The organism is Yoonia sp. SWMV100 (assembly GCF_056108365.1).
In genome coordinates, this window is the sequence record NZ_JBWBAQ010000002.1 from 612925 (window position 1) to 628974 (window position 16050).

Consider the following 16050-nt stretch of genomic DNA (forward strand, 5'->3'; position numbering starts at 1 on the left):
TAATGCCTGCAGATGCATCAATTCTGGATACGTTTTTCGAAGAATGCGAAGACTTGATTGTCGCCCTGACCGAAGGGCTGGTCGAGATGCGCGACGGGCAGGCAGACGATGAAACAGTGAACGCCGTGTTTCGTGCAGTTCATTCGATCAAAGGGGCGGCGGGTGCGTTTGCACTTGATGAACTCGTTGGTTTCGCACACAAATTTGAAACAGTACTGGACGAAGTGCGGTCGCATCGTCTGCAAACTGATGAAAGCTTGCTAAGGGTTCTCCAGCGTGCCGGAGATGTCCTTGCAGACCTTGTCGAAGCGGCGCGCGACAACATCGCCGGAAACCGCGAGCAGGTTGACCCGGTCCTTGCCGAACTTCAGTCGTTCTTGGGCGCTGACGAGGGCCCGGAAGAAGAATTCGTTTTCGAAGCTATGTCGCTCGATTTTGGTATGGACAACGATGCTGCGGGCTACCGCGTCTTCTTTAAGCCGAGCCGGGACTTTTACGCGACTGGAAATGACCCGTTACTTGTCATCGATGCCTTAAGTTCATTGGGACCAACAAAGGTATCTGTGGATTTCACCGACCTTCCGGCAGATTTCGCCAGCTTCGATTGGGAAAATGGTTACCTCAGTTGGACTGTCGAAATTGCAGATCTACAGAACGATTTACCTATTCTAGAGATTTTTCAATTCGTTGATGACTTATGTGATTTGCGTGTCACGCTGATGGACTTTGATCAGATCGGGTCCGAACCCGATTTGCCGGTTGACGCTGTGACGGTAGTCACCGCGCCCGCGCCCGCTGTTCAGCCAGAACCGCGATTTGAAAAGCCATCAACCATTGTGGTGACCGAAAGCACAGACAACAAGCCCGCAAAGCGCGCCGCGACAAGCCTACGTGTAGACCCCGAGCGCGTTGACCGACTGATCAACGCTGTCGGGGAACTCATTATTAACCAATCGGTTATTTCTCAGCGCTTGCAAGAGGCACAGCTTCCGACATCGTCGGACTTGTTTGCGGACCTTGACGACTACAAACTGCTGGCGCGCGAGATCCAAGAGGGCGTGATGGCCATCCGTGCGCAACCCGTAAAGCCACTGTTCCAACGTATGCTGCGCATTGCGCGCGAGGCGGCGGATGCAACTGGGAAAGATATGGAAATGGTCACCGAAGGTGAAAATACTGAGGTCGACAAAACCGTGGTAGAGCGCCTCGCTGATCCGCTCACGCATATGATCAGAAATGCAATCGACCATGGGATCGAGAAACCGCATGACCGGATTCAAGCGGGCAAACCTCAACAGGGTACATTAAGGCTTACGGCAAGCCAGCGTTCGGGCAGCATTGTCATTGAAATTGCTGACGATGGCGCGGGGCTAAATCGGCCAAGAATTCGAAAAATTGCAGTCGAAAAGGGCCTAATTTCCGACGATATGCAACTCTCTGAGCAAGAAATTGATCAACTTCTCTTTGCGCCCGGTTTTTCGACGGCGTCTGAAGTGACCAATCTGTCTGGACGCGGCGTGGGAATGGATGTCGTTAAGACCGCCATCGCCGCGCTGGGAGGTCGCATCAGCATCTCGAGTATTCCCGGGCACGGTACGACATTTTCGATCACACTTCCTCTCACCCTCGCCGTGATGGACGGTATGATCATCAACGTCAGCGGCCAAACTATGGTTGTTCCAATTTCAAGCATTCTTGAAACAATCAGGCCCAATGCAGCGGATCTGTCCAAAATCGGTTTGAACGGCGACCTGCTTCGCATCCGCGGCGAATATGTTCCAATTGTCGACCTTGCCGACCGCCTCGGACACCGCGAAAAGAAGCGGAGCCTGACCGAACGTGTCTTATTGCTGATCCAGACAGAAACCGTCCCGCAATGTGCACTTGCTGTTGATGATATCTTCGACCAGCGCCAAGTGGTCGTCAAGAGCATGCAGGGCAACTACGGCGAAATTGCAGGGATTTCGGGTGCGACCATTTTAGGTGACGGAAAAATTGCCCTGATCATTGACCCTGACGCGATCGCACAAAACGTCGCACCAATTTCAGCAGTATCGCACAACATTGAAGGGGATCAGTCATATGACGCAGCGAGTTGAAACCGTACAGAAAAAACAACTTGAGTTTGTAACCCTGGTCGCGGGTGGGCAAAATTTTTGTATCGAGATTACGCAAATCCGGGAAATCCGCCGTTGGACCCCGGTGACTATTCTCCCGCACTCACCAAGCCACGTCTTGGGCGTGATCAATCTGCGGGGCGCCGTCATTCCAATTATCGACCTCGCAGCAAAATTGGGGTTCGCCAAGATTCAACCAAGCGAGCGGCATGTTATTATCGTGACGGCAATTGAAGACCGGATTGTTGGGCTTTTGGTTGAATCCGTTTCGGAAATTTTAGGCGTAAGTTCCGATATGGTGCGGGAGACACCGCGTGGTCCAGAAGACCCGACCACGCGCGCGATTTTAGGCATCATTCCTATCGATGACGACATGACAAAAATCATTAGCCTGAACGCACTGCTGCCCAGCAACGATCAGGTTGCCGCATGAAAATCGCTGTGTCGGAAGCAATGCCAGGATACCTAAAAGACGAATTCTCGTTTTCGGACGGAGACTTTCGTATGATCGCGGATCTGGCGCGAGAAAGGTATGGTCTCAACCTTCAGGCATCGAAAAAGGCGCTGGTTTACTCGCGCTTGGCTAAACGGCTTCGTGCGCTGAAGTTAGCAACCTTCAAGGACTACTGTACGCTTTTGGACCACGCGGACGGTGATGATGAACATCAGCATTTGGTGTCTGCACTGACCACAAATGTTACCCATTTCTTTCGGGAGCTTCATCATTTTGAGTTCCTCCGTGAAGTGGTGATGCCTAGCCTCATCCGAAAGGCCCAGTCAGGAGAGAGTGTCAGGCTTTGGACATCAGCATGTTCGGCCGGTCAAGAGGCGTATTGCATAGCGGCGATGATTATCGCGTCCGGCGCGGATCTGACCAAACTCGACATTAAGGTATTGGCAACCGACATCGATCGGCAGATTATGGATAAGGCGCGGCGTGGCATCTACCCCATCGAACAGCTTACTGCGATCCCTGTGCAATACAGAGATTTATTTGTCGATCGCACACGTTCTACACCAGAGGCATTTGCCATACGTGCGCAGCTTCATGACATCATATCGTTCGGTGAGCTGAACCTGATCGCACCATGGCCAATGCGCCGGCCATTTGATGTTATTTTTTGTCGGAACGCAGCCATCTACTTTGACAAAGAGACACAACATCGGCTCTGGGAGCGGTTTTTTGACACCCTGACGCAGGATGGCCATCTCATGATTGGACACTCCGAACGGCTAGGTGGGCGTGTTGAAACTTGCTTTCGCAGCGTCGGTGTAACCACATATCAAAAACAAGCGGTCGCCAACAAACGGCAAACGGCCCAATAGAAAGAACAACGCATGAGCCTAAAAGACACACTACGCGTAATGGTCGTTGATGACATGGGGGTCAGCCGCGGGTTGCTCATTCAAGCGCTTGAAGAAATGGGTATCTGGAAAAATCAGGCCGAAAATGACGGTCGTGTCGCGCTAACAAAACTAATGGCAGAGCCCGTCCATTTGGTATTGTCCGACTATAACATGCCGGGCATGGACGGGTTGGAACTGCTTCGCGCACTTCGTCAAAACAGAACGACAGCGCGCGTTGGTTTCATTCTTGTGACAGGCAATCCGACTCCAGATTTGGTGACAAAGGGAAAAGCTCTGGGGCTGAACAATATCATTAAAAAACCGTTCACAACTGCCAGCATGAAGCAATGCATCGAAAGCGTTGTTGGGCGCCTATGACCAAAGCGGCAATCATTGACGATCGACACGATCTGAAGGCTGTCCTGAGCAATACCAGCGGCGCGATGCGCGAGCTTGGCCAAACGTTATCGCAACTGGAATCTGCTCTTCTTGATGATGCAATGGAAACGCCCAACCGCATGGTCAACAAGCCCGCGCTGCAAACCATAGATTTGCTCATGCAGTCGATAGAGGAGCTTGCGTTGATGTTTGATCGCATGGAAATGCACGAGCACGTGACCGGCGAAATCGATTATTTCGATATCATTGCGCCCATCCGATTGCAGCGCATCAGGGAACGCATCGCAGGTCAACGCGCCAGATACGCGCAACCACCTGACTCAGCTGATTGCGACGAAATTTCACTGTTTTAGTCCTGCGCGAACGGAGCCACGAAAATCACCATTCGTTGCTTCTATGAATTGCACCTTAATGCATGAAACATCGCAGAGGCGAACATCGGAGACTAGCGTGAACCATATCGAGCGACTGCGTCGTGGATCATCATCTCCCCGTCCCTATCGCGGTGGCGGGCGTTTCATACTGATTGGGTCTTCGACCGGTGGCGTCGACGCGCTGATGAAAATTATTTCCCACTTCAGCGAGAAGTGTCCACCGACATTGATTGTTCAACATACCGGCGGCGTTTTCGCAAAAAGCCTTATTCGTCTGCTGGACGGGGCAACTGAAGCAAATGTTGGCGCAGCCACCGACGGCGCGGAACTAAAAGTTGGGAATATCTATCTTGCACCGAACGACACCGCGCACCTTTGTATTGCAGCCGGCAATACGCCCAGAGTTTCACTGCGCAACACGACGGATAGTTATGGCCACCGACCGTCGGTCAACGCGCTGTTTGAATCTGCTGTTCCATTTGCGCGTCAGGTCACTGCTGTCATTCTTACAGGTATGGGCCGCGACGGCGCAACCGGGATGGTCGCCCTGCGCAAAGCCGGTGCGCAGACGTTCGGACAGGACGAGCAAACCTCGGTGGTCTACGGCATGCCAAAGGTCGCGTACGATTTAGGCGGTGTCGAAACGCAACTGCCGCTTTCTAAAATTGGCCCGATGCTCTTGCAGGCCGCCTCTAAGGGGAACCTCGATGACAGTTGACCACACGCTCGTTGAACATCAGAAAACCGTAACAATTGTGCAAGGTGATTATTCTGTTTCGTCCGACCCTGCCGTCGTGATGTCGACGGTGTTGGGGTCGTGTATTGCAGTCTGCCTATATGATCCATTCGCGCGTATCGGCGGGATGAACCACTTTTTGCTCGCCAGTGCGGGCGAGGCAAAAAGTGATGACCTTAAATACGGGGTGAACGCGATGGAGTTGCTGATTAACCGTGTTCTGCGCGCTGGGGGTGATCGGACGAAACTGCAGGCAAAAGTATTTGGCGGAGCGAGGATGACCCAACACGCACGCGATATCGGACGCACAAATGCTGAGTTCGCCTTAGAGTTTCTGGACCGCGAGGGGATCCCTTGTGTGTCGCAAAGCATTGGTGGTGATCTGGCGCGCCGTGTGCAGTTTACCCCGGCAACGGGCGCGGCGCGGCAGTTGCAAATTGCAGGTGCCGGACAAGTGATCGAACCTGTCCAACGCCGTGTCGCACCAGCATCCGAAATTACGCTGTTTTAACCAGCCGCTTGCAACCGTTTCAAAAGCGACGATGTGTCCCACCGTCCGCCGCCCAACTTTTGGACGTCTTTGTAAAACTGATCCACTAATGCAGTCACAGGCAGGCTGGCGCCGTTTTCGTCCGCCGCATCCAGACAGATGCCCAGGTCCTTGCGCATCCAATCGACAGCAAAGCCATGGTCAAAATGATCCGCCAACATCGTCTCGGACCGGTTTGACATTTGCCAACTTCCGGCGGCACCCTGGCTGATCACCTCGACCACCGCCTGCCCGTCAAGCCCCGCTTTTTGCGCAAAATGAAGCGCCTCTGCCAGTCCCTGCACCAAACCAGCAATCGCAATCTGATTGCACATCTTGGTCATCTGCCCCGCCCCACTGTCGCCGATACGACGGCAGATCCGGGCATAAGCCGCGATGATTTCGGCTGCGGCATCATAGCTGTCTTGCGCGCCGCCACACATGACCGACAGGGCCCCGTTTTCGGCGCCGGCCTGCCCGCCAGAGACTGGCGCATCAATAAACGCAATGCCAGCGGCAGCGGCGGCGGCGTGCAGCTCGCGCGTGACGGCGGCAGAGACGGTCGTGTGATCCACGTAAATCGTCCCCGGCGCCATGCTGGCAAAGGCCCCATCCGCGCCAAGGCAGACCGCACGCAGGTCATCGTCATTGCCCACGCATGACATCACCATAGATGCACCCGCCGCCGCAGCGCGCGGCGTTGGTGCATGCGCGCCACCATACTGTGCAGCCCATTTTTCCGCCTTGGCCGTCGTGCGATTATAAACAACAACCGTATGGCCAGCCGTCTGCAAATGTCCTGCCATCGGGTAACCCATCACGCCAAGACCCAAAAACGCCAATTTTGCCATACTTCGATCCTTGATTATTGCGTCACTTCACCAATTTCCCAAGCCACCGTATAGGCGGCAAGGGCGTTACGGATTTCATCATCGCTGACATCACCCGTTTTCACAACATGCGCGACCAAACCACGCTTTTTATCCTCGCGGACGCTTTGGACTTCGGCGGAAAACCCGCTTAGCGCTTCGTTATAGATCCGGGTGATCGCACGTTTACGCAGATCGGGTTTAAAGATTTTGCCAACCGCAGTTTTCGGCAATTCATCCAAAATCTCAAGGTACTTGGGATAGGCCGCGCGTTCGTGAATATGGTCCTTGGCGAATTCAATAAGGTCGTCCTCGCTGACGGTGGCACCTGCAACAAGTTCCACATAAACACATGGGATTTCACCAGCATGGGCGTCAGGCTGACCGATCGCGCCTGCAAAAGCGACCGAAGGATGACCCGCAAGCGCTTCTTCGATTTCGGCGGGATCAATGTTGTGTCCGCCGCGAATGATCAAATCCTTTGCCCGCCCGGTGATCCAAAGATACCCGTCGGGGTCAATCCTGCCCAAATCACCCGTCCGCAAGTATTGCGTGTCCGACTGAGGCCCCGGATAGAACATATCTTTGTTCTTGTCGGCTTCGGTGTAGGTTTTGCCACCGTAGACGCCCGGATTCGACAGGCAAATCTCGCCGATATTGTCTTGTTTGACTTCCTCGCCGGTCGCCACCGAGATAATTTTGACGTCGGTATAGGGAAACGGAATCCCGATCGACCCAACCCGCTTTTCGCCTTCCGGGGGGTTGATCGAGACAAGACAGGTCGCTTCGGTCAGGCCGTAGCCTTCGCAAATTGTCACGCCAGCCGCGCTCTCGAACCGCTTGTAGAGTTCAAGCGGCAGTGGCGCGGACCCGCAAAACGCAAGGCGCAACGTCGAAATATCAGCATCGACCTTGCGCTGCATCAGCGCCGACATCGCCGTTGGCACAGTGATCATAAAGGTCACTTTGTGCTTTTCAACGAGCTTCCAGAAATTATCAAAAACCCCTTCACCACGATAGCCTTGCGGGGTCGGAAACACGACTTCTGCGCCCGACGCCAACGAGGCCCCAAGCGAAACAATTGTCGCAAACACGTGGAACAAAGGAAGCGGGCAGATTTGCACGTCTTCCTCGGTGAACAGCAGGCGCGCGCCCAGCCAGCCATTGTAGACAATGCCGGAATAACGGTGCTGTACGACCTTGGGCACGCCTGTCGTTCCACCGGTGTGGAAATAGGCGGCAACTCGGTCTTCCATGCTATCAGCAAAGTTGAGTTGTTTCGGCTGTTTGGCCAGTTCGGCGTTAAAGTCCAGCACCCGCGCATCGTGGTTCACAGGATTTTTCGGTCTTATCATCGGCACGATAAATCGCTTCAACCCCGTCAGGTAGCGCAGCAAATCCACCTCGAGGATGGTTTTGACGTTTGGCGCAAACCGCACCGCCTCGGCCGCTTTTTGGGCCACATCGGTTTTTGGGAATGCTTTCAGAGTTACCAAAACTTTCGCATTGGTTTCGCGCAAAATGGCCGAGATATTTTCGGCATCCAGCAAAGGGTTGATCGGATTAACGATCCCGGCGACCTGCCCACCCAGATAGGTCAGCACGGTTTCGGTTGCGTTGGGCAACAAAAAGGCGACGACGTCGGTTTCTTCGACACCCAACGACCGAAAAAGATTGGCAGTTTGCGCGGTTTTGTCGCGCAAATCATTCCAAGACAGCGTCTCGGACCTTGTGTCCGGATCCGACAGCAAACGATAGGTCACAGCGTTGCGTGTCCCATGCTTTGCGGCGGTCTCGCTCAACATCTGGAATGTTGTGGTGGGCAGATCACGATCGGCCCACGGCATTTCGTTTTCAATCGCATTGCGGTCCGCAAAATTCACATAGGCCATGCCGGTTTTCCTCCCTGAAATTCGCCGCTTCTTGTCGAAACGGTCTCCCTCTTGACCACAAGGTGAGCAAATCGCCACAGTTACGCAAGTCTGACGCTACGAAAATCTATGAACTACTCAGCGGCAACGCCATCGGTGAACTGAAGTTTTGCCAATCGGGCATACAGACCACCCTGCGCGACAAGACTGTCATGTGTACCCTCTGCGACGATTCTTCCCGCGTCAAAAACCACAATGCGGTCAGCCTTTTTCACCGTCGCCAACCGATGCGCCACAATCAACGTGGTCCTTGACTGCGCCAACTCTTCCACTGCTTTTTGCACCGCGAATTCGCTTTCAGCATCAAGCGCACTTGTCGCTTCGTCCAGCAACAATACTGGGGCGTCGCGTAAAATAGCGCGCGCAATCGCGATCCGCTGTTTTTGCCCGCCCGACAGCATCACACCGCGCTCACCGACGTAACTTTCGTATCCGTCGGGCAGTGCCATTAAAAAGTCATGCGCGGCAGCGGCTTTCGCGGCCTCTTCTACTTCGGCATCCGTGGCTTCTGGGCGGCCAAACCGGATGTTTTCGCGCGCCGTATCCGCAAAAATCACAGGATCTTGCGGGACAAGGGCCACAAATTTGCGGAACTCTGACCGTTTCATGTCGCGTAGGTTTTTACCGTCCAAGAGCACCGCACCAACTTGCGGATCATAGAACCGTTGCACCATGTGGATCATTGTACTTTTGCCTGCACCTGACGGCCCAACCAACGCGATCGTTTCGCCCGGTTTGATATCCAGATTAATGCCATGCAGCGCTGGAATATCCGCGCGCGATGGATAGCTGAAGTGTACGTTGTCAAAGGTCAGCGCGCCCCGCACAGGTGGCAAAAGTTGCAGGGGCGTCACCGGATCCTGCACGGTATCTTCGATCGTAAGCAATTCGACTAACCGTTCGGTCGCACCAGCGGCGCGCTGCAATTCACCCCAAACTTCGGACAACGCCGCAACCGCGCCGCCGACCATGATGGTATAGATCATGAACTGGACCAGCCCGCCTTCGGTGGTCTCACCAGTCCTTACGTCTTGGGACCCCATCTGCAAAAACATCACGATGGCGGAAAAGACCATAAAAATGACCACAGCAGTCAAAAAGGCCCGGTTCAAGATGCGGCGGCGGGCCGAACGATAGCTTTGTTCGGTCACCGCATCGAATTTGGCGCGGCTGCGGTCTTCGTGGGTAAAAGCTTGAACGGTTTGGGCCGATAGCAACTGTTCAGAGGCGCCGCCGCTTGATTCCGCGATCAGATCCTGGTTTTCCTTCGACAAGTTACGGACGCGCCGCCCCAAAATCGTCATCGGGATTAAAACAACTGGTATCGGCCAAAGCACCATCAGGCTCATTTTGACCGATGTCAGCAGCATCAAAATGACCCCACCAAAAAAGATCATGACATTCCGCAACGCAATCGATGCAGAACTGCCCACAACCGATAGAATAAGGGTCGTATCCGTAGTGATCCGGCTTAACACCTCTCCGGTCATCACACGTTCATAAAACGCCGGGCTCATCCCGATCATCCGCCCGAACACCGCCTTGCGAATGTCCGCAACAATGCGTTCACCCAACCGCGTGACAAGGAAATACCGCACCGCGGTCCCCACAGCGAGTAGACCAGCAAAGGTCATCATCGTCTTGAAATGGTTTTCAAGCATCGCGCCATCGGGGGTGCCAAAGTTGTCCACCACCAAACGCGCAGCAATCGGCAAGATCAGCGAAATCGTGGCCGTGAATACCAGCGCCAAGCCCGCACCAATCAAATTGAATTTGTAGGGTTTTAAAAACGGCCAAAGCGCTCTGAGCGCGCCTATTTTTTTACCAGGTGCGCGCTCTGCAACGACTTTTGGGGTTCGGGCCATGTCATTCTCTATCTATTGCTTGATAAATCACATAAAACCGCCGCTTCGGTTACACAAGACAGTGTGCCGTATAATGATCATTCAAATGTGATGATGTGTGGAGCGGGCGGCGGGAATCGAACCCGCATCTTCAGTTTGGAAAACTGAGGTCTTAACCATTACACAACGCCCGCGTAACAAAAGCGTGCATATTTCACAGGTTACAGGACGTCAAGATGGCGATCGGCCGTGCCGCAAGAAAATGGCAAAAACAATCCTTTCACCTGCGGACGCGCAGCATCGAATGCCCCATGTCGAATGGGCTGCGCGCATCGCCTTGCGGCTGGCACTAGGTGGCTGTTTGTGCCGGCGCTGAGGCGCTGACTGACAGCGTGTTACCCCAAGAATCTTGGGCGGTGTCGCCGTCCAGCAAGACACCACCGCCATCCACCCGAAGGACCGTCGCGCTGGCCGAAAGCGTCACTGTCGACTCTGCTGTCGTGTCGCCCGGGTTGGACTTGGCACCGACGTAGCGGAATGTACATTCTGCTTTGTGGATCACGTCCGGGCCATGATTGGTCATCTGGGTGTAACTGCTTTCCGACACTGCGCCCGGTGTCCAAACCCCAACAGACCCCTCTGGCCCCGCGGATCCACCCGGGGTCGCGGATGTGTCACCCAGCACGGCAAGTGCCTTCAGCGCCATTTTATACCTCTCTCCCCGTCAGGCTTGCGCCCAGTTTTGTGACCATCTGTGCTTCGCCCTGCCAGCGGGCCAGGTTGGACGTCGCATTTTGAATGCCCGCCTTTTCAAACATTTCGGCGATTTTGCCTGGTGCACTGTCTGTGAAGTTGCCAACGGTTTTGACGCCATTTTCCTTAAGTGTTTCGCGCACCGTCACAGGCAGCGCTTTGTAGCTTTCGATGCTGACGTCCGCGACATTTTTGGCGCCCGATGAAATGCCGATATTCGCCACGAGGGTTTCCATTCCGACACCCTGCCGCTTGCTGGTCGACACAGCACGGTCGGCAAGCGCACTGATCAGATCATTTGGCCCTTGCAGCTTCATCCCTGATGGCAAGCTGCGCAAGCGGGATTCAAGGGTGGCGCCGCCATCAAGACGGTCCGTTCCGAACCTTTCGATCAAGGCGCCAACGCTTATTTCCTTGTCGGAAAAGATTTCTTTTGTTGCCTTTGGATTATCACCGAACCATTGCGCCACATCGCCCACCGCCTTGGTTGTCGGGTTGACCCAAGACCGATCGACCTGATCCACCTGCATTACGCCTTCGCCCGCAGGTGTCAGAACCAGACCTGCGGAGGTTGACCAAACTTCGTGCATGGTGCCGTTGAATTCGTCGATATCCAACCTGCGCGCTGGCAAACCGGCCACTGTGCCAATTGTGGGGTCGTTGCTTGACCTCATCACCATGCTGGCTTCGAACACGGGCTGGGTTAATCCGGCAAGCGTGGCTTCATAGTAGTGGCCGGGTGACGGTGTGACGTGCCCCTGCCACGGCTGCATGACGATCGGACCATCAATGTCGATACCGCCGGGATAGGGGAAAGGCTGCGGATTAGGGTAATACCCGGGATACGGAACCGGCTGGGGCTGTGAGACGGGCGGATTGATTGGCATGGGATAGTAAGGCCACGATGGTTGTGGGCTGCCATGATAGCCGTGTATCTCTGTGTTGATCCGGTTGATTTCGGTTCTGAGTTCGCCCAACCGCGCCGAAAGTTCCGTGCGCATGTCACCGCAGCATCCCGATACCTTTTCAAGTGCGGCACCAAGACTGTCCAAATCATCCTCGATACGGTGGAAACGGGTATTGAACCCCTCTTCGATGGTCGTTTCTTCGGCCTGCACCACACTTTCGCCGTCGATCCAGTCTGTATGGCTGAAACTGCGTTCAAAGCTGACCGCGCAACCCGGCTTTTCGGCAACGAAGGTATCGGCGTAATTAAAAACATGTCGCGACTCGCCCAGGTTTTCACCCAGTATTCCCCAGATCAGCGTATTCATCTGGTTCTGATCAAGATTGGCCGCGATCATCGTGTCAAAGGCGGCGCTGAATGTCATGTTTTCAGTTAAAAACAATTGTTCTGACGGCATGATTCTGGTTCCTTCTTATGTACGAGGTGACAGGGCTGGCGTGTCGCCGGTCCCATTGAAGCGTGATCGTTTGAAAGGGCGATATGAACGCGATAAACGCGGCGACAGGGCCTGCTGGGTGATGCCATCCAGCGCGACATTATGTCGGCGGATGTCCCAAGTGTTCACTTCGACCCCGACCGGAAACATGCGTGACAACATGTTCATCAGGATTTCATATTGCGGGTATGTCAGCACGGCGTCACGTGGCAATGTGATGCGCCATTCAAACGGATCGGTCTTTCCGATGCGCGAATAGGCCAGACATGTGACGGCATAAACACCTTCTTTGTTGGCCTTCAAAAGCGCGCGCGTGCCCTGCCCTGTCAGGCGCATCCAGCCCGCGCCTTTTGGTGTCGACACGGCTTGGACGTTCCAGAAAAAGTCGGATGAACGACGCGGACCAAGGTTGGTCCCGACCTGCGGTAGCCCGATGGAGGAAACGATCAGCGCCAGCTGGCCTGCAATCGCAACAAACGTCATCGCGGACGCCCCGTTTGACCCCAACGTATCCGCAATATCGCCAAGCAAGTCAGACGCGGCGTCAAACTGGCCCGCAAGCGCAGCGCCCATGCTGCCGTCGAACGTCAAAATGCGAAATACATGGCGCGGATAGGATTTGAACGCCCTTGCAAAGTCGCCAAAATTCGCAGGCGGCGTCAACCCGATCGATTTCAGCAGCGGCCCAAGATCACTGTCCGGTTTTCCCATGTGTTCGAAGGCCGCCGTTGTCTGGGCCTGCGTCAGGACAGTCCAATTCGCAAGAGTATTCGGCCAGTTCTGCGCAAGCGCCCCAAGCGCGTTTGCAAGGGCCAGATCCGGTGCGGATCCATTGTTGTTATTCAGGCGCGCGTGCAGGCCAACACCTGCGCGGCCCTGATGAAAGGTCATCACGTCGGGCCCGGTAATATTTAGCGGCCCAATGGATGCATGTGACACTATTACTTGCCCAGCCTGAACAGGTTGAAATGTTCTGAACCCACACGCCAGGAACAGCCATGCCGCATCATTGGATTGGTTATTGCTTGCTTGAAGGGTTGCAAGAACACCCGCGATTTCCGGGTCATCCACAGGTGGTCTGGCCGCGTCAATGCGGGTGCGAAACGCCTGTGCGTCGCTGGCGGTGGGGGCTTTGATGCGCGCACAAAGCCCGAGTTCAAAGCGGCTATCGGACGCGTCGCTTTGCGCCTGCAAAATCTTCCATTTGACGGTCGTGATACCCAGATGTGCGGCAAGCCTGACAAGACGATCAAAAGCGACAGCAAGCCAAGGCGCGATTGATCGTTCAATCCCCGTTTCAAATTCCAATCCGGCCCGCAACCGGTTGCGCATCGCCTGTTCGCGCTTGCGTTGGCGACTTGGCAGGTGCCGCGTCGCCGGAACGTTCTTTGCGGCGTCGATCAGCACCGTGTCGCGCAGGTAGTTCAGGTAGTTCAATCGCGCGCGGTGTGCCGCGGCTTCTGTTTCTCCGACGGCGACGATTTTAAAACCGATCATAAACGGGTTGTCGGTTTCGAGAACATCAAAATTGGCGTCGAATCCGGTTTCGCGCAGAATGGAATGGGCACTGTTTAGCTGGTTCAGCACCGCATTGCGTGTTGGCATGAAGAACGGGCGGTAGATACCAAGGCGGCGCCGATATGCGGCATCCGTTTCTGGTTCCTGATCGACAAGCATTTCTCCGTTCTTGACGTCGATCCGGTCGTCCATGCGCGGCACGGCCAATTCGCGACCAACGCGATCCAGCCCGTTTCCAACAGCCCCGAAAAGCGTTCGTCGTGCGGCAATTTCACGACCAAGGCGACGGACCCGCAGCGTTTCGAGCTGCGTGAACGCCATCAGTTTGGCAAAGCGGCCATTGGTGACACGTACCTTGATCTGGTTCTTGATCTGCGCCTTTGGCACCACACGGCCGCCCCGGCGCGCAACGACCTGATAGGTAAACGCCACACTGGTTTTTTCGCCCGGACCTGTTGTCGGCGCCAGATAGGGGATGTAGCCGCCCCGTTCGGAATATGGCGCGAATTCCAGCGCGTCCAAACGTGCGATTGGCGCCGGTGCCAGTTGGGATATTTCCACATTAATGGTTTCGTCGCCTAGGTCGTCCTTGGGTGATATCCATAACAATGGGGCGTAACTGCCCGCGGGCACCGTCACGCGACCTTGGTTGTCGACGCTTAAATCCTCGTGACGCAGCGTCGAAGAAAGCGGACCCGCAATTGTATCCGCGTGTTGGCCCATGAAGTCGCCTGACCAGCGGTCGATGTCGAATGTACCGTCCATTTTCCTGCCTCCTTACACGATAACCAAATCATCGGGATTGTCTGCGAACACCGCGATCTGGTCCTTGCCGGTGCGCAGGCTTTCACCGCAGGCCAGCCGTTGCACGGCCCCCGATTGTTGCGCCTGGTCAAAGTCGATTTCTCCGGCAGAAACCGGATACCGCGTGAGACGCAGGTCGCGCACATCTGCAAGACCCGGTTCGTTCATCAGCAACCAGCTAATTTTCGCAGGGCTTACGGCCTCGCCGAACGGCAAGGCGTCAATATACGATTGAATACGTTCAATCAGGCGGGCCTTCAGCGCAAGCGCGGGCGCAGAGCCGTTGACCGTAGCGCGGCTTCCGGACGGAAGCGGAATTCCGTCAACCACCAGATCGCAGGCTATCCCGACGCCGATCTGCGTCGCCTCGCGAATTTCGGGAAAGATACCGATGGGGCGCAGGTCTTCGACGGCTTCGGCAATCTGGGCCGCCAACCCGTCTGGCCCCTGCCAAATTGCGGCAGCTGTCGGAGCGACCAGAATTGTAAACATATAAGGCGACGCGATATCGCGTTCTGTCCCGAACACCCGTTCCCCAAAGTTGAAATTTCCAAAGATTGATTTCTCGATGTCCAACCCGCCGAATTCGTCCACCGTCTTTGTTTTTCGGACCCCCGGCACGAAAGATACGGCGATTTCAATTGCTTCGCGGGACCAGACCGACCGCGGGGCGCGCAACAGCAGTTGGCGGTAGCGATCATCACTCCAGCGCAGTTCACCCCCTTTCAGATCGACAGAATGGGCGATTTCAACCACCTGTTCCAAAGATGTGTCTTCGCGTGTTGCCATGACTGAATCGACCGCGGTCAATGCTTCATCAAGGGCATTCCACCGGGTGATGATCTGGTTGGGGTCCGCCACCGATAGATTGTGTTCCGGCCCGGGAAAGAACGCCGTGACGGGCACGGATTTTGACGGTTGGTTGACCGACAGAGTGGTTGTTTTTGCTGTCGCGACGTGGTGGCCGCCTTTGGTCAACATCCGTGCCCCGACCGGTATTGTCAGCGTGTCGCGCCCGTCAGGGAGAGGGCCGACAAGGCTTAACTTTACGGTGCCAGTTGCGGGCAGGAACGGGCGTGGCATCCCAAGCTCTTCGCCCAGACGATCCAGCCCCTGCCCCCGCGCGGTCGGCACGGTTTGATCGTCGTTGATGCCGGACAGGGTTTGATAGGTGCGGGCGTGTTCGGCGGATGTCAGTTCACAAATACGGCGAATAACCGATCCCGCAGCCAGGTCCACATCCGCCCCGAACAACCGTTGTGCAAGCGCAAGCTGTTCGGCAACGATCCGCCCGTAAGGTTTGGGAACAAATCCGGCAGGCTGAAGCCCGTAGGTGTCCGACCCAGTGCTAAGCAGTTGGCTGGCATCGATGGCTGCAATCTCTGCCAGATCCTGTTGAACTGTATTTGTCATCGAAATGTCTCCT

The 16050-nt window shown here is 55.2% G+C and carries 14 protein-coding genes and 1 tRNA gene; 7 read left to right on the top strand and 8 right to left on the bottom strand.

Annotated features, from left to right (window positions below):
* Positions 1-2: 2 nt before the first annotated feature.
* Genes ACXJGX_RS03145 through ACXJGX_RS03175 form a run of 7 tightly spaced genes read left to right on the top strand, consistent with a single transcriptional unit; the run spans position 3 to position 5484 of the window.
* Positions 3-2099 carry a chemotaxis protein CheA gene (locus ACXJGX_RS03145; protein WP_474778677.1) on the top strand — a complete coding sequence of 699 codons (2097 nt, stop codon included), beginning with the start codon at positions 3-5 and terminating at the stop codon, positions 2097-2099.
* Entirely contained in the window at positions 2083-2550 is a 468-nt protein-coding gene (locus ACXJGX_RS03150; protein ID WP_474779182.1) for a chemotaxis protein CheW, read from the top strand. The genes ACXJGX_RS03145 and ACXJGX_RS03150 overlap by 17 nt, the downstream gene beginning before the upstream one ends.
* Positions 2547-3443 (top strand): CheR family methyltransferase, encoded by an 897-nt coding sequence (locus ACXJGX_RS03155; RefSeq protein WP_474778678.1) that lies wholly within the window; start codon positions 2547-2549, stop codon positions 3441-3443. Before ACXJGX_RS03150 ends, ACXJGX_RS03155 begins: the two co-directional genes overlap by 4 nt.
* A 12-nt stretch (positions 3444-3455) precedes the next feature.
* Positions 3456-3842, top strand: a complete 387-nt coding sequence (locus ACXJGX_RS03160; protein ID WP_474778679.1) for a response regulator — start codon at positions 3456-3458, stop codon at positions 3840-3842.
* Positions 3839-4216, top strand: a complete 378-nt coding sequence (locus ACXJGX_RS03165) for a hypothetical protein (RefSeq protein ID WP_474778680.1) — start codon at positions 3839-3841, stop codon at positions 4214-4216. Before ACXJGX_RS03160 ends, ACXJGX_RS03165 begins: the two co-directional genes overlap by 4 nt.
* Before the next feature lie 58 nt (positions 4217-4274).
* Positions 4275-4955 carry a CheB methylesterase domain-containing protein gene (locus tag ACXJGX_RS03170; RefSeq protein ID WP_474778681.1) on the top strand — a complete coding sequence of 227 codons (681 nt, stop codon included), beginning with the start codon at positions 4275-4277 and terminating at the stop codon, positions 4953-4955.
* Positions 4945-5484 carry a chemotaxis protein CheD gene (locus tag ACXJGX_RS03175; RefSeq protein ID WP_474778682.1) on the top strand — a complete coding sequence of 180 codons (540 nt, stop codon included), beginning with the start codon at positions 4945-4947 and terminating at the stop codon, positions 5482-5484. The genes ACXJGX_RS03170 and ACXJGX_RS03175 overlap by 11 nt, the downstream gene beginning before the upstream one ends.
* On the opposite strand, the gene ACXJGX_RS03180 is transcribed toward ACXJGX_RS03175, so the two are convergent.
* The 8 genes from ACXJGX_RS03180 to ACXJGX_RS03215 form a co-directional block, all read right to left on the bottom strand.
* Positions 5481-6353 carry an NAD(P)-dependent oxidoreductase gene (locus tag ACXJGX_RS03180; RefSeq protein WP_474778683.1) on the bottom strand — a complete coding sequence of 291 codons (873 nt, stop codon included), beginning with the start codon at positions 6351-6353 and terminating at the stop codon, positions 5481-5483. The genes ACXJGX_RS03175 and ACXJGX_RS03180 overlap by 4 nt on opposite strands.
* Positions 6354-6367: 14 nt before the next feature.
* Positions 6368-8263: an acyl-CoA synthetase gene (locus tag ACXJGX_RS03185; RefSeq protein WP_474778684.1), complete on the bottom strand. Its 1896-nt coding sequence runs from the start codon at positions 8261-8263 to the stop codon at positions 6368-6370.
* Between the two features lie 113 nt (positions 8264-8376).
* Positions 8377-10167 carry an ATP-binding cassette domain-containing protein gene (locus ACXJGX_RS03190; RefSeq protein WP_474778685.1) on the bottom strand — a complete coding sequence of 597 codons (1791 nt, stop codon included), beginning with the start codon at positions 10165-10167 and terminating at the stop codon, positions 8377-8379.
* Positions 10168-10265: 98 nt separating this feature from the next.
* A tRNA-Gly gene (locus tag ACXJGX_RS03195) sits at positions 10266-10340 on the bottom strand.
* Positions 10341-10495: 155 nt separating this feature from the next.
* A complete protein-coding gene (locus tag ACXJGX_RS03200; protein WP_474778686.1) occupies positions 10496-10852 on the bottom strand; it encodes a hypothetical protein in 357 nt (118 codons plus the stop codon).
* A gap of 1 nt (position 10853) precedes the next feature.
* On the bottom strand, positions 10854-12263 hold the full coding sequence (locus ACXJGX_RS03205) for a hypothetical protein (RefSeq protein ID WP_474778687.1): 1410 nt from the start codon (positions 12261-12263) through the stop codon (positions 10854-10856).
* 15 nt (positions 12264-12278) lie between these two features.
* Positions 12279-14585, bottom strand: a complete 2307-nt coding sequence (locus ACXJGX_RS03210) for a hypothetical protein (protein WP_474778688.1) — start codon at positions 14583-14585, stop codon at positions 12279-12281.
* Between the two features lie 12 nt (positions 14586-14597).
* Positions 14598-16037: a hypothetical protein gene (locus ACXJGX_RS03215; RefSeq protein ID WP_474778689.1), complete on the bottom strand. Its 1440-nt coding sequence runs from the start codon at positions 16035-16037 to the stop codon at positions 14598-14600.
* Between the last annotated feature and the right edge of the window lie 13 nt (positions 16038-16050).